The sequence below is a fragment of the Serratia bockelmannii genome (genome assembly GCF_008011855.1).
Lineage (GTDB): Bacteria > Pseudomonadota > Gammaproteobacteria > Enterobacterales > Enterobacteriaceae > Serratia > Serratia bockelmannii.
This window is the reverse complement of sequence record NZ_VOUX01000032.1, coordinates 16,559-30,761: the sequence shown is the minus strand read 5'-3', so window position 1 is coordinate 30,761 and position 14,203 is coordinate 16,559. Positions and strand designations below refer to the sequence as shown.

The 14,203-nt window shown below is 60.4% G+C and carries 11 protein-coding genes; 7 read left to right on the top strand and 4 right to left on the bottom strand.

All coding sequences use genetic code 11. From position 1 onward, the window contains the following. Window positions 1–25: 25 nt before the first annotated feature. Window positions 26–1,243, top strand: a complete 1,218-nt coding sequence (locus FOT55_RS15775) for a Tm-1-like ATP-binding domain-containing protein (RefSeq protein ID WP_089196345.1) — start codon at window positions 26–28, stop codon at window positions 1,241–1,243. Window positions 1,244–1,337: 94 nt separating this feature from the next. On the opposite strand, the gene spy is transcribed toward FOT55_RS15775, so the two are convergent. Next, a complete protein-coding gene (gene spy / locus FOT55_RS15770; RefSeq protein ID WP_147823695.1) occupies window positions 1,338–1,829 on the bottom strand; it encodes an ATP-independent periplasmic protein-refolding chaperone Spy in 492 nt (163 codons plus the stop codon). A 536-nt stretch (window positions 1,830–2,365) separates the two neighbouring features. On the opposite strand from spy, the gene pdeR reads away from it, so the two are divergent. Beyond that, window positions 2,366–4,360 (top strand): cyclic di-GMP phosphodiesterase, encoded by a 1,995-nt coding sequence (gene pdeR / locus FOT55_RS15765; protein ID WP_043142947.1) that lies wholly within the window; start codon window positions 2,366–2,368, stop codon window positions 4,358–4,360. Between the two features lie 16 nt (window positions 4,361–4,376). On the opposite strand, the gene FOT55_RS15760 is transcribed toward pdeR, so the two are convergent. Continuing rightward, a complete protein-coding gene (locus FOT55_RS15760) occupies window positions 4,377–5,243 on the bottom strand; it encodes a crotonase/enoyl-CoA hydratase family protein (protein ID WP_025304631.1) in 867 nt (288 codons plus the stop codon). A 341-nt stretch (window positions 5,244–5,584) separates the two neighbouring features. Between FOT55_RS15760 and yhjD the strand changes: the two genes are divergently transcribed. The 3 genes from yhjD (at window position 5,585) to FOT55_RS15745 (ending at window position 9,123) form a co-directional block, all read left to right on the top strand. Then, the gene (yhjD, locus tag FOT55_RS15755; RefSeq protein WP_025304632.1) at window positions 5,585–6,604 is read left to right on the top strand and encodes an inner membrane protein YhjD; all 1,020 of its coding nucleotides are present in this window, start codon (window positions 5,585–5,587) and stop codon (window positions 6,602–6,604) included. A 328-nt stretch (window positions 6,605–6,932) separates the two neighbouring features. Beyond that, on the top strand, window positions 6,933–8,255 hold the full coding sequence (locus tag FOT55_RS15750; RefSeq protein WP_004929985.1) for an MFS transporter: 1,323 nt from the start codon (window positions 6,933–6,935) through the stop codon (window positions 8,253–8,255). A 100-nt stretch (window positions 8,256–8,355) separates the two neighbouring features. Then, complete coding sequence (locus tag FOT55_RS15745; protein ID WP_025304633.1) at window positions 8,356–9,123, top strand: CDP-diacylglycerol diphosphatase; 768 nt, start codon at window positions 8,356–8,358, stop codon at window positions 9,121–9,123. Here FOT55_RS15745 and FOT55_RS15740 read toward each other — a convergent pair whose 3' ends face one another. Both FOT55_RS15740 and pdeH read right to left on the bottom strand, forming a co-directional pair. Next, complete coding sequence (locus FOT55_RS15740; protein ID WP_147823694.1) at window positions 9,124–11,163, bottom strand: AsmA family protein; 2,040 nt, start codon at window positions 11,161–11,163, stop codon at window positions 9,124–9,126. A 90-nt stretch (window positions 11,164–11,253) separates the two neighbouring features. Continuing rightward, window positions 11,254–12,045 carry a cyclic-guanylate-specific phosphodiesterase gene (pdeH, locus tag FOT55_RS15735; RefSeq protein WP_043142934.1) on the bottom strand — a complete coding sequence of 264 codons (792 nt, stop codon included), beginning with the start codon at window positions 12,043–12,045 and terminating at the stop codon, window positions 11,254–11,256. 238 nt (window positions 12,046–12,283) lie between these two features. Between pdeH and kdgK the strand changes: the two genes are divergently transcribed. Both kdgK and FOT55_RS15725 read left to right on the top strand, forming a co-directional pair. Beyond that, on the top strand, window positions 12,284–13,219 hold the full coding sequence (kdgK, locus tag FOT55_RS15730; RefSeq protein WP_147823693.1) for a 2-dehydro-3-deoxygluconokinase: 936 nt from the start codon (window positions 12,284–12,286) through the stop codon (window positions 13,217–13,219). Between the two features lie 235 nt (window positions 13,220–13,454). Continuing rightward, window positions 13,455–14,156: a LuxR family transcriptional regulator gene (locus FOT55_RS15725; RefSeq protein ID WP_049294981.1), complete on the top strand. Its 702-nt coding sequence runs from the start codon at window positions 13,455–13,457 to the stop codon at window positions 14,154–14,156. Window positions 14,157–14,203 lie beyond the last annotated feature (47 nt).

Here is a 14,203-nt window from a genome sequence, read left to right as displayed (position 1 = left end):
AATTAGAAACACCCCAGGAAGACACATGAAAGAAACTTCAAATTTTGTCTATATTGCTACCACAGCAGATACGAAAGGACAAGAGTTGGAGTATGTACGGCGGCTAATCGCTGCCCTGAATTTACCCACGCGAACCGTCGATCTTTCCACTCGTCGCTTGCCGTTTGACTCCCCGGCCGATATCGGTCCAGAGGACGTTGCTCGCCACCATCCGGCAGGCGCCGGTGCGGTCTTTTGCGCCAGTCGCGGCCAGGCGATCGCCGCTATGGCGACCGCTTTCGAACGTTTTATCCTGACGCGCCGCGATATCGCCGCCTTGCTGGGTCTGGGCGGCTCCGGCGGCACCGCCATCATCACGCCGGCCATGCAGCAGCTGCCGATTGGCCTGCCGAAAATAATGGTCTCAAGCATGGCGGCAGGAGACGTTTCCGCCTATGTCGGCGCCAGCGATATCAACATGCTGTATTCGGTCACCGATCTCGCCGGTCTTAACCGCATCTCGCGACAGGTGCTAGGCAACGCGGCACGCCAGATAGCCGGCGCAGTGCACTTCGCCGCCGTCGACTATCACGACAACAAACCCGCGATCGGCCTGACGACGTTTGGCGTCACCACGCCCTGCGTTCAGGCGTTGGTGGCCGAACTGGGAACACAATGGGATTGTCTGACGTTTCATGCGACCGGCAGCGGCGGCAGGTCGTTGGAAAAACTGATCGATAACCGCCAACTGCACGGCGCCATCGATTTGACCACCACCGAAATGGCCGATTACCTGTTTGGCGGTGTGCTGCCCTGCGATATGGATCGTTTCGGTGCCATCGCGCGTACCGGCATCCCGTGCGTGCTCTCCTGTGGCGCGATAGACATGATCAACTTCGGCGCGCCGAATACGGTGCCGGCTCGCTATGCCAACCGTCTGCGTCACCATCACAACCCGCAAGTGACGCTGGTGCGTACCAGCGCGCGGGAGAATGCGTTAATGGGGCGTTGGATGGGCGAAAAAATCAACGCCTGCGCGGGCGAAGTGCGTTTCGTTATCCCGACGGGCGGCGTATCGGCTTTGGATGCGCCCGGGCAACCGTTCTGGGATCCGGCGGCGCTGGCCGCGTTTACGCAGGCGCTGGAAGAAACGGTGCACGCCACCGACAAACGCCGGTTGATAAAAACGCCTTATCATATTAACGACCCGTGCTTTGCGCAGGCCGTTGCCGAACATTTCCAGCACATTGTCGGCGGAGAATGATTATCACTCACGACAAAGTCTGCCGGCGATAACGCCAAATAGAAAAAGGGCCAGACAAATAGCCTGGCCCTTTTTTACTCACCGCGAGCGGATATTACTGACCGGAGGACATCTGCTCCTTCATTTTATTCATGTGGTCCATCATCTTTTGCTCGCGTTTCTGATAATTCTCATTGTATTGTTTTTTCTGCTCAGGCGTCAGCAGGTTATACATTTTATTTTCCGCTTTGGCGCGTTCCAGCATGCGTTCGGATTGTGCTTTGCCGATCGCGTCAATTTGCGCCTTCGCCTTCGCTTCGTCAAAGCTGTCGGAAGCGACCAGATTGTGCAGCGCCTGGCGTTCTTCTTTCATGCCCGGCCCGCGCTTCTGGTGCGACTCTTTCATGATATCGCGCATCTGCTGGCGCTGCTGCTCGGTCAGGTTCAACCCGGCGAACGGGCCGCCTTTACCTTCACCCTTGTGATGCATCATTTTCATCGGCGCGGCATCCGCCGCCGGGGCAGCCACCGTATCGGCGGCGAACGCCGCGGCGGCAGAACCCAGAGCCAGCGTGGAAGCAATAAATAAAGCCGTCAATTTACGCATAATCATTTCCTTAAAAGTTTTTCTTCATCAGGAGCGCTGTACGTTAACAGGCTCATTCGTCGTCGGAGATAATAATAGGCTGATAAAATTCAAGTAATGCGAGGGTGTGTAAACTTTTTAAAACCCGTCTCGGATTTATTCACCAATTATGAGAAAACTATGAAGATGGCGTTTATTTGATGGAAATTTTAATTTCTCGGCAAAAATCCCCCCGGTGGAGTTATTTTTCCGCTTTCCCCTCACCGCTATAATTTACTCGCCAGCACGGCAATCTTGCCTCAACCGTTTTCCGATAGCAGGGGGAAGTCAGTACAAGCATCACAGGATCCGATGTTCTCCTACACTTTAAGGCAAGCGGCCGCCGGGCGACGTTTACACCGCAAAACTAATCATTGCTTATATAATAGTTTCCATCACCCGTCCCGCCTGCAAAAACCTGTTATATGATGCACAGATGCGTACGGCGATCGCTTTCGGGCCAACAGGCTGCCCGGAGCTGCGCCGACCGGCCGCCCGTGCTCTTTTGAGGAATCATCATGCCCGCAGACCAAGGCCCTGAGCTTCTTAACGCCCACTTCGGCACCCAAAGCCCCCACTGGCGGCTGGCGTTTGACAGCAATGCCCTGGAGCTGTCCGCCGTTAAGGGCAAAGCCCACGTCGCGGTGGCACTCAGCGCCATGGACGCGGCGAAAATTCGCCGTCTGAGCGGCGTAACCGCCAGCCTTGAGCTGACCATTACGCTGGCCGGCGAACCGCTGCATCTGCATCTGGTCGGGCGCCGCGTCAACAACCTCGAATGGGCGGGCACCGCTTCCGCCTTCAGCGATACCCCATCCGTGGCGCGCGATCTGGTGCACGGCCTCTCCTTTGCCGAGCAGGTGGTGTCCGAAGCCAACTCGGTGATCGTGATCGTCGATCAGCACGGCCGCATTCAGCGTTTCAACCGGCTGAGCGAGGAGTACACCGGGCTGCACGAACACGAGGTGATCGGCAAAAACGTTTTCCAGCTGTTTATGAGCCCGGAAGAAGCCGCCGCCTCGCGGCGCAACATCGCCGGCTTCTTCCGCAACGGATCGTCTTATGAGGTGGAGCGTTGGGTAAAAACGGTCAAGGGCGAACGGCTGTTTCTGTTCCGCAATAAGTTCGTGCACAGCGGCAGCGGCAAGAACGAGGTGTTTTTGATCTGCTCCGGCACCGACATCACCGAAGAACGCCGTGCGCAGGAACGGCTGCGGGTGCTGGCCAACACCGATCTTATCACCGGCCTGCCTAACCGTAACGCCATCCAGGATAAGATCAACCACGCCATCGCTACGCGCAGCGAAGAGAGCTTCGGCCTGGTGTACCTCGATCTCGACAACTTCAAAAAGGTCAACGACGCCTACGGCCATATGTTCGGCGATCGGCTGCTGGTCGAAGTCGCGCTGGCGATCCTCGGCTGCCTGAGCCCGGATCAGGTGCTCGCCCGCCTCGGCGGCGACGAATTTCTGGTGCTGGCGCCGCAAACCGATCGCGAGCGCCTGCAAACGCTGGCGCAGCGCATTATCGACAGGCTGAAAACCCCTTTCCGCATCGGCCTGATTGAGGTGTATACCGGCTGTTCGATCGGCATCGCGCTGTGCCCGGAGCACGGCAACGATCTCGACAGCCTGATCCGCAGCGCCGATACCGCCATGTACGTCGCCAAGGAGCACGGCAAACGCACCTATACCGTCTTCTCGCCGGAGATGAACAAACGCGTCGCCGAATACATGTGGCTGGACACCAATCTGCGTAAAGGGCTGGAGCAAAATCAGCTGGTGTTGTATTACCAGCCTAAAATCGACGCGCGCAGCGGCGAAGTGCACAGTGTGGAAGCGCTGGTGCGCTGGGATTCGCCGGAGCGCGGCCTGATCCCGCCGCTGCAGTTCATCTCCTACGCCGAGGAGTCCGGCCTGATCGGCCCGCTGGGCCAATGGGTGCTGCAGACCGCCGCCAGCCAGGCAGCGCAGTGGCAAGAACAGGGATTGAACCTGCGGGTAGCGGTCAACCTCTCCGCCCGGCAGTTGGCCGACGACGGCATCGTCAACGACCTGCTCGGGGTGCTGCGCCACCATCGCATGGCCCCCTGTCTGCTGGACTTCGAGCTGACCGAAAGCAGTCTGATTGAAGACGAGAACCGCGCGCGCGCGCTGATCACCCGGCTACGCGAACTGGGCGCGCAGGTGCATCTCGACGACTTCGGCACCGGCTATTCGTCACTGGCGCAGCTGGCGCGTATACCTCTGGACGCCATCAAGCTGGATAAAAGCTTCGTGCGCGGGGTGAATTTCAATCCGGTATCACAATCGCTGGTACGCGCGATCGTCGCGGCGGCGGAGGCGCTGGCCTTCCGGGTGATCGCCGAAGGGGTGGAGACCGAGAGCGAAAACCACTTCCTCGACGAGGTCGGCGTGGACGAAAAACAGGGCTTTCTGTTTGCGCGGCCAATGCTCCCGGAACAGCTGGAGCATTGGCTGCAGTCCTATCGCCCGCGCTCACCTTCCGCGTGAGGCGGGCGCGTTAACGTTAGCCGGCACGACGCAGGTTCAGGGTGTGGCGATCCTGCAACATCACCAGCCGCTCAATGTAGGCGCGATCTTTTTCCTCAATGGTAAAGGCCGAGTGGACCCAATCCTCGGTAATATCCATCAGCTCGGAACGCGTCAGTTGCAATACGCGCTGACGCGCCCGCAGCATGGCGCGCATGCCGTTGAGCTTCGGCCGGATGGTATCGATGAAAGTGCGCGTCGCCATATAGGCATCGCCGGGCTGGAACAGCTGATCCACCAGCCCGCGGCTCTCGAACCACTCTGCGGTGTGCGACTCGCCGCCCCAAATCAGCTCCTCAGCCAAGCGCATGCCCGCCTTGCGCGCCACCAGCGAGTAACCGCCCATGCCGGGAAACAGGTTGAACGCGATCTCCGGGAACCCCATGCGCGCATTGTTCTGCGCCAACACGAAATGGTGCGCCAGCGCTGCTTCAAAGCCACCGCCCAGCGCGCTACCTTCAACCATGGCAATGCTGACCGCGCCGGTGTCGAAACCGCGCGCAGCGGCATGCACACAGTCGATGCAGGCCCGTGCGTAGGCCATCATCGCCTCGCGCCTGCGGTTTTTGATCGCTTCGGCGAAGAACTGCAGATCGCCGCCGACGTTGAACATGTTCGGCACCAGCGAGCCGGTGACCCAGAAATCGAATCGCAGCGAAGACTCCTTCGCCGCCTGCGCCAGCGTCATGATGTCTTCGATCAGCGCCTGGTTGAAGCAGGGGCGGGGCGCAGCGCGCAGCAGCATCCACATGATATGCCTCTCCTCTTCATAGTAGGCGGAAAGCTGCGACAGATTGCCCGCTTCGGTAAACGGACGGCAGGTGGGGTGATTAAGCAATTTCATAAGACCTTCCAGTTTTTCTGTTGATGACGGATGAGACCGTTCCAGCCCCTACGGCTGCAGCGGAGCGGCGGTCGGTAAAGCGCGACGCCACATCATGAGTAAACGCTTTCTCGCCGACGAAACAGATAAAAATTGGAGGTAGGGAAGTGAAAAAAACCGAGGCGCCACGGGCTTTTCATAGGAATTTTACCTATCGCGCCATCGTCGGCATTTCATGCCAGGCGCTAACGCGTTAAGCTCGGAAATTGACCGTTTGCCGCCCCGGCGCTCAAAACGCCGCGAGGCTTTGGCTATAATCAATACGGATACATGCCGTTTAACGTTAAGGAAATCGTGAAGTAATGCCTACAGGACCAGACCAGGAACGCCGCCAGCCCGCACAAGACACGCCGCCGAAGCCGCTTATCGCCATCAAGACCGGCCATGAGACCCTCGACCGCCGCATTGGTGGTTTTTCACGTCTGATTGAACGCATCAAAGCCTGGCCGAGCGTTGCGCACCTGCTGCGCGCGGCCGAACGCTTTAACGATCGGCTGGGTAGCCAGTTCGGCGCCGCCATCACCTATTTTTCATTCCTCTCGCTGATCCCGATCCTGATGGTGTCATTCGCCGCCGCCGGTTTCGTGCTGGCCTCCAACCCGGATCTGCTGGCCCGATTGATCAACCGGATCGTCGGCAGCATCAGCGATCCGACGCTGGCCAGCACGCTGAAGAACACCGTCAACACCGCCATTCAGCAGCGTACCACCGTGGGGTTGACCGGTCTGGCGCTGGCGCTCTATTCCGGCATCAGTTGGATGGGCAACCTGCGCGAGGCGATCCGCGCACAGTCGCGTGACGTCTGGGAGCGCAATCCGCAGGATCAGGAGAAAATCTATTTCAAGTACACCCGCGACTTCATCTCGCTGACCGGCCTGGTGGTCGCGCTCATCATTACGCTGTCGCTGACCTCGGTCGCCGGATCGGCACAGGCGGCGATCGTCAACGCGCTGGGGTTGGACGGCATCGAATGGCTGCGGCCGGCGTTGACGACGATCGCGCTGTCGATCTCGATTTTCGCCAACTATCTGCTGTTCCTGTGGATTTTCTGGATGCTGCCGCGCCACAAACCGAAGAAAAAAGCGCTGCTGCGCGGTACCTTGCTCGCCGCCATCGGATTTGAGGTGATCAAGTTCGTGATGACGATGACGCTGCCGCAGGTGGCGAAATCGCCTTCCGGCGCGGCCTTCGGCTCGGTGATCGGGCTGATGGCGTTCTTCTACTTCTTCGCCCGTTTGACGCTGTTTTGTGCCGCCTGGATCGCTACCGCCGACTACAAAGGCGACAAAGCCTTACCGGAACGCGAGCCACCGGCCCCCTGAAGCCATGCAATCGTGCCGGTGTTATCGCACACGCCGGCACTTTCCTCTGGTTAATAAGCAAAAACCCAGTCAATCCCTCTAAATCATGCGGCATGACATTCGGAAAACCAGCATAACAAACTACCCACTCACTTTTCTTTCCCGTTTTTACAGCCATTCCCTCTGTATGAAACCCATTTCTCAACGTTTAACGCTGCAGAAAAGAAGCCAGATAAAACATTAGTCTTTTTAACCGGTTAGCGGGGCCATTGCCCAAAGTTCCCGCGTTGAAAAGGCGGAATGCTGTCACTAAGATGGATTTTTACCCCTTCCAACAATAAGAAATATTATGCAAGCCACCATCGCACCCCCACTCGACGCCGACGACGCGTCCACACCGGTGAACTCCCGCGGGAAAGTCATCGTCGCCTCGCTGGTCGGTACCGCCATCGAGTTCTTCGACTTCTACATCTACGCCACCGCCGCGGTCATCGTGTTCCCACATATTTTCTTCCCACAGGGCGACCCGACCACCGCGACGCTGCAGTCGCTAGCCACCTTCGCCGTCGCCTTTGTCGCGCGCCCTATCGGCTCTGCGCTGTTCGGGCACTTCGGCGATCGCGTGGGGCGCAAGGTAACGCTGGTCGCCTCGCTGCTGACCATGGGGATTTCCACCGTGTTGATCGGCCTGCTGCCGAGCTATGAAACCATCGGCATCTTCGCCCCTATCCTGCTGGCGCTGGCGCGCTTCGGGCAGGGCCTGGGGCTGGGCGGCGAATGGGGCGGCGCCGCCCTGCTGGCGACGGAGAACGCGCCGGCCAAAAAGCGCGCGCTGTACGGCTCCTTTCCCCAGTTGGGCGCGCCGATCGGCTTCTTCTTCGCCAACGGCACCTTCCTGCTGCTTTCCTGGCTGCTGAGCGACCAGCAGTTTATGGAATGGGGCTGGCGCGTGCCGTTCATCCTCTCCGCCGCGCTGGTGCTGATTGGCCTGTACGTTCGGGTATCGCTGCATGAAACGCCGGTGTTCGCCAAAGTGGCCAAGGCCGGCAAACAGGTGAAAGTGCCGCTCGGCACGCTGCTGAGCAAGCATCTGAAAGCCACCATCCTCGGCACCTTCATCATGCTGGCGACCTACACGCTGTTTTATCTGATGACGGTGTATTCGATGACCTATGGCACCGCGCCGCAGCCGCTGGGCCTCGGCTACTCCCGCAACAGCTTCCTGTGGATGCTGATGGTGGCGGTGATCGGTTTCGGCGTGATGGTGCCGATCGCCGGCCTGCTGGCGGACGCGTTCGGCCGCCGCAAGACCATGATCGCCATTACCCTGCTGATGATCGGCTTCGCGTTCCTGTTCCCGACCCTGCTGGGTTCCGGCAACCAGGCGCTGGTGATGGGCTTCCTGCTGTGCGGCCTGAGCATCATGGGGCTGACCTTTGGCCCGATGGGCGCACTGCTGCCGGAGCTGTTCCCGACCGAAGTGCGCTATACCGGCGCGTCGTTCTCCTACAACGTCGCGTCGATCCTCGGCGCGTCCGTGGCGCCTTATATCGCCACTTGGCTGGCGGCCCATTACGGGCTGTTCTACGTCGGCATGTACCTGGCGGCAATGGCCGGGTTGACGCTACTGGCTCTGCTGTTGATGAAAGAAACCCGCCACCAGTCGCTGTGATCCCCTGCGGCCCCCTCACTGCGGGGGCCGCACGCGTTGTTCGTTTCCTGTCATAAAACCGGGCTATGCTGGATGTTTATCTCGGTAACAGGATCGGCCGATGTCTCTGCGTCGTGGGGTATTTGTCTGCGTTGCGCTGCTGGCGGCTCTCGCCATCGCGCTCTATTACGGGTTGAAGCCCGACCATCCCGATGCGCTGTGGCGCATCGTCAGCCAGCAATGTCTGCCCAATCAGCAAGCGCATGACAACCCGGCGCCCTGCAAGCAGGTGGATGTGCAGGCCGGCTTCGTGGTGTTTAAAGATCGCAACGGACCGCTGCAATACCTGCTGATGCCCAGCGCCAAAATCACCGGGATAGAAAGCCCGGCGGTGCTGGATGCCGCCACGCCGAATTTCTTCGCCCAGGCCTGGCGCGCGCGCCACGTGATGGCGGAACGCTATGGCAAACCCATCGACGACGGTGATATTTCACTGGCCATCAATTCGGAATATGGCCGCACGCAAAACCAGCTGCACATTCATATCTCCTGCCTGTTGCCGGCGGTAAAACAGCGCTTGGCGCAGATCGGCCCCGATTTCATCGAGCAATGGCAACCGCTGCCCGGCGGCCTGTTGGGACATGACTATCTGGGGCGGCGGGTAACCCCTGCCGAGCTGGAGCAACAGGGCGCCTTCCGCCTGTTGGCTGCCGGCCTGCCGCGCGCCGACGGGCGCATGGGCAGCTTCGGCCTGGCGATGACCGCGCTGCCGGACGGCGATTTCCTGCTGCTGGCGACCGAGCGCAGCCTGCTGCCGTTCACCCTGGCCTCGGCGGAAGAGATTCAGGATCACGACTGCCGGCTGCTTACGCCACCGCCGCGCGCCTGATTATTTTTTGCCTTTCATCTCCCGCAGGATCTGCCCGCACTGGTTCTCCTCGCCGCCTTCACTGGGCGAGACCAGCGCCAGCAGCGCCGCCGCCGGCGTCAGCACCGCCCCCAACGCCACCGCCGCCGCGCCGCGCGCGATCAGCGGCCCGGCTTTCACCCCGGCGTCCGGGTGCTTGAAGGTGCCTTTCACGTACAGCGGCGATCGCAGGGTCAGCACGCGCATCCCCTTGCTTTCCGGATCGATGGATAAATCCAGCCGCTCTGTGGCGAGGTTAGTGTTACCGGTGATGTTGATCACCGCGTTCTCGGTGTCGAACACGAACAGCCGCGGCGCGGCGACGCCGCTGCGGATGCCGACGTCCGCCGCCGCGCAGTTGATGCCTACCACGTCGTCACCGAACAATTGCGCCACCAGATAGTTGCCGACGTTCAGACCGAGGATCTCCATCAGGCTACGGCTGATCACCCCGTTATTGATCAGCAGGCGCAGATCGCCGTTGCTGGTCGCCAGCAGCTCGGCCACTGAATTACCGCTGCCCGTCAGCCTCGCGTCGCCGTTCATCTGCCCGAGGCTGCGCTTCATCGCCGCCACGTTAGGCAATAGCTGTTTGAGCTGGAGTTTGCGCGCGTGCATATCTACCTGGCCGCGCATCGGCTTTTTGCCGCCGTCGAGGCGCACCACGGCGTTCAGGCTGCCGCCCGCCATGCCGAAGCGCAGCGGATCCAGACGCAACTCGCCATTGTTCAGCTTCAGGTGCGTGGCCAGATCGCTCAGCGGTAAATCGCTGCCGCGCTCGATGCGCGCGGCGGCAAACTTCACGTCCGCATCCATCTTGCTCCAGCTTTGCGTATCGAACTGTTCAACCGGCAGCACCTTATCCGCCGGCTGGCGGCTCTTCTCGCCGCGGCCGGCTTTGGCAGCGTTGGAATCCGCGCCGATCAGCGGCGCCAGATCCGCCAGCCTCAGCTGCCGGGAGCTCACCGCGCCACTCAGCGTCGGCCGCGGTTTAGCGGCAACGTATTTCAAGTCGCCATGAATGTCGCTGTCGCCGATTTTGCCGTCAAATTTCTGATACTCGAACACGGCGCCGCCCGGCTGATGCAGGCGGGCGATCAGATGGCCATCGGTCGCATACGGCGGCGTGTTCGGCAGCAGCACACCGGTCAGGCCATAGAGGTTGCCCAGGCTTTCGCCGGAAAATTTCAGCTGCACGTCCAGGCCGCCGAGGTTCAGCGGATCGGACAAGGTGCCCGCCACCGCTACCCGGGTGCTGCCGGAGCGCACATCGGCCTGCAGCGGGAACGGCAGATCGGCGCTCTGCAGCGACAACATGCCGCCAATCTTGCCGCTGCCGCTCAGCGGCTCGCCGTTATATTTGCCTTTCACCTGCCAGCCGAAAACATAATCGGGTGTAGCGACCTTAGCGCCGCTCTGTTTGCCGGTCACTTCACTGAACGGCAGCGGTTTGCCGAGCGGATCGATGACGGCGCGGAAATCCGCCTTCAGCGTGGCGTCTTTAAAAGCGATCTGCCCCTTGTCGAACACGATATCGTGAACGTTGAACGACCAGTCTGAAGGCGGCTGCTTAGGATCCTGGTCGGCAGCCAGGTCAAACGTCCAGTTGTTGTCGCCGTTGGCCAGGCGTTGCAACGACGCATTCGGCTGCTTGAGCCAGATGCGCGGGATCAGCAGCTCTTTCCTCAGCAGCGCCAGCGGTGCGATGCTGGCGTCGACGCGCTGCAGCGTCACCATGCTGTCGCCGGGGATGTTTTTCGGATTACCCAACCACACGTCTTCGGCGTGAATATGCGGCCAGGGCACCCAGGCGCGCCAGCCGCCCTCCTCAGGGTTACGCGACCAGTCGACGCCCAGATCGCCGCGGATAGCGAAGGGCCGCCGCAGTTCGGCCGACACCTTGTCGTTGATGGTAGGCTTGAGTCGATTCCAGTCGAAGGTGGCGATGAAGATCGCCAGCGCGGCGATCGCCAGCAGCACAATGCCGCCCAGCCAGCTGAAAACCTTTCCTGTTCTTGTCATAGGGCTCCCTCAGCACATAAACCGGGCTGCCGAATGAAAGGAAAAGGAATGAGCAGCCCCGTTTAAGCCTAGCTGAGGATAGGCCGGAGTTCACGCCGGCGCGCCGGGCGCGGCGAACAGCGTCGGTACGCTGTGTAAAGTTTCAAAGCACGCCGGGCGGGAAAGATAGTAGCCCTGCGCGGCCAACGCGCCGGAACGCTGCACCAGCCGCCACTCCTGTTCGGTTTCCACGCCTTCGACGATCACCCCGTCGCTGTGCTGGTTCATCATCTTGATCAGGGTGCCGAGCAGCTGTACGCCCTCTTCCGACTGTTTGAGCAAGGTGAACAATTCGCGCGCCACCTTGATGTATTGATAGCGCCAGGCGCCGACGGCGGAGAAGTTGGCCAGCCCGCTGCCGAAATCGTCCAGCCACAGCCGTTCGCCGCCGACGATCTGCTGTAACGGGCGGTTTGACGCCGTTGCGGCTTGCTCCACCAGCTCGAAGCGCAGGTAGGGCATCTCGGCGATCTGCCGTTGCAACGCGTCATGACGCTGCAACGCTTGCAGCGCCATGCCGTCGATATTGACCGACACCATCACCGCGTGGCGAATGAACAACGCCTGCCAGCGCTGCAACAGCGCCAACTGCTCCTGGATCACCCGCAAACGCTGGGCGACGCCGAGCGAGGCAAAATACTGTTCCGGGGATTGCCGTTTGTCCGGCTCATTAGGGTGATACACCGCCGTCAGCAGTTCCACCGCCAGCAACGCGCCGCTGGTGCGATAAATCGGCTGGAAGGTATACAAGCGCCGGCATTGCCGCCAGTAGCGCCGCGATTTGGCGCAGGCATAGAGGGCAAAACAGGGCGCCAGCAGACCCGAGATCAGGTTGGTTATCATCGGTACTATCGCCGTGGCGGGGAAGTGAGAGCGCTGCCGCTGTTTCTTTACCCAGCTTATCGGCCGCGCCGCGTAAAACTTTAAGCACGAATTACCGCAGGCTTTCCTCTTCACCCTGTTGGCGTTGGTCGATCGCGATCATAAAAAATTAAAACACTGTTTTAATTTATTGACTCCCTGACCGCCTTACGTGGAGACTGGCGGCTGTTGCTTCTTCTTTAGCCAGGGCTTATTGACGATGACTATCCGAAATCTCGCCGTGATCGGCGAATGCATGATCGAGCTGTCACAGCAGGGCGCACAGCTGACGCGCGGCTTTGGCGGCGATACCCTCAACACCGCCGTCTACCTTGCCCGCCAAATGCCGGAACAGACGCTGCAGGTGCATTACGTCACCGCACTCGGCACCGACAGCTTCAGCGGCGAGATGCTGCAGGCCTGGCGGCAGGAGAACATCGAAACCGGGTTGATTCAGCAGTTGGACAACAAACTGCCGGGCCTGTACGTGATCGAAACCGACGCCGCCGGCGAACGCACCTTTTACTACTGGCGCAACGACGCAGCCGCCCGGTATTGGCTTGCGGGCCCACAGGCCGACGCACTGTGCGACCGATTGGCGCAATTCGATTACCTGTACCTCAGCGGCATTAGCCTGGCGATCCTCGCGCCTGCCGACCGCACGAAGCTGCTGGCGCTGCTGCGCCGCTGCCGTGCCAACGGTGGTCTAGTCATCTTCGACAACAACTACCGTCCGCGCCTGTGGCCAAGCCGTGAGGAAACGCAGCAGGCCTACCGTGAGGTGCTGGCCTGTACCGACATCGCCTTCCTGACGCTGGATGACGAAGCGTTGCTGTGGGGCGCGCAGCCGGTTGAACAGGTGGTGGCACGCACGCAGGCGCTCGGCGTCGGCGAGATCGTTATCAAACGCGGCGCAGAGGCCTGCCTGGTGTTCAGCGTGGAGGGAGAGCGGCTTGAGGTACCGGCGATCGCACTGCCGCCGGAGCGCGTGGTGGATACCACCGCAGCAGGCGACGCTTTCAGCGCCGGTTACCTGGCGGTACGCCTGAACGGCGGCAGCGCCCAGCAGGCGGCGCAGCGCGGCCATCTGCTCGCCGCATCGGTGATCCAACATCGCGGCGCCATCATTCCCGCAGCAGCGATGCCCAACCAATAAGACGACGGCGAGGTGACCTCGCCGCCGGCGCAATGGCTCCCAGACGTATTGATGAGAGGATGATTGAAGAATTTCCCTGGCGTTGGCTTATTGATACCCAGAACTGCTAAGCTCAGGTCTTGGCATTGCCGACTTTTTGAATTTATTAGCCGAGTATAAATTTCAATCCGCCGCACTGACTAGCTGGACTTTGGTGCAGGTCGGGCTGAATCGCCGAACGACAGGGAGGTTACCGATGGCCGTCACATTCGCCAACGCCGTCGCCGCAAGACTGCATCTGGACAGCCGGCTGCACGCCTTCGGCAGATTCAAATATGCTTATTTGACCTTCAACAAACACCATCCCGATCGCCATCTGTTGGTATCGAGCTACCCGCAAGAATGGCTGAACATCTACAGCGACAATCGCTATCAACGCATCGACCCCGTCGTGCGCGCCGCCCATAGTCGCTGCGCGCCCTTTATGTGGCACGACACCCCAATCACCACCGAGGATCGGCATTACCGGAAGATCTTCAGCCAGGCACGGGAGTACGACATCGTGCACGGCTGCAGCTTTGTTTTGCACGATCACGACAACAACCTGGCGATCTTGTCGATCAGCGCGACGGCGGCCGATGACGCCGAACTGCGGCAGCTGATGGAAGACGAAAGGGCCAACCTGCAGATGGTCTTGGTCGATACCCACCAGCACGCGCTGACATTGGCCAATGCCGAGGCGAACCGGACGGATCGACTCTCGCCGCGCGAAGGGGAAATTCTCTATTGGGCCAGCCAGGGCAAAACCTACCACGAGATCGCACTGATCCTGGGGATCAAAACCCGTACGGTGAAGTTTCACATCGGCAATGCGGTGCGTAAGCTGGGGGTCACGAACGCCAAACACGCGATCCGGCGCTGTCTCGAGCGGCAGCTTATCGCACCGCCGGAAGCATAAAAAAGCCGGCATCGCTGCCGGCTCTTTGTGCTTTGCCTTGCGGAAAA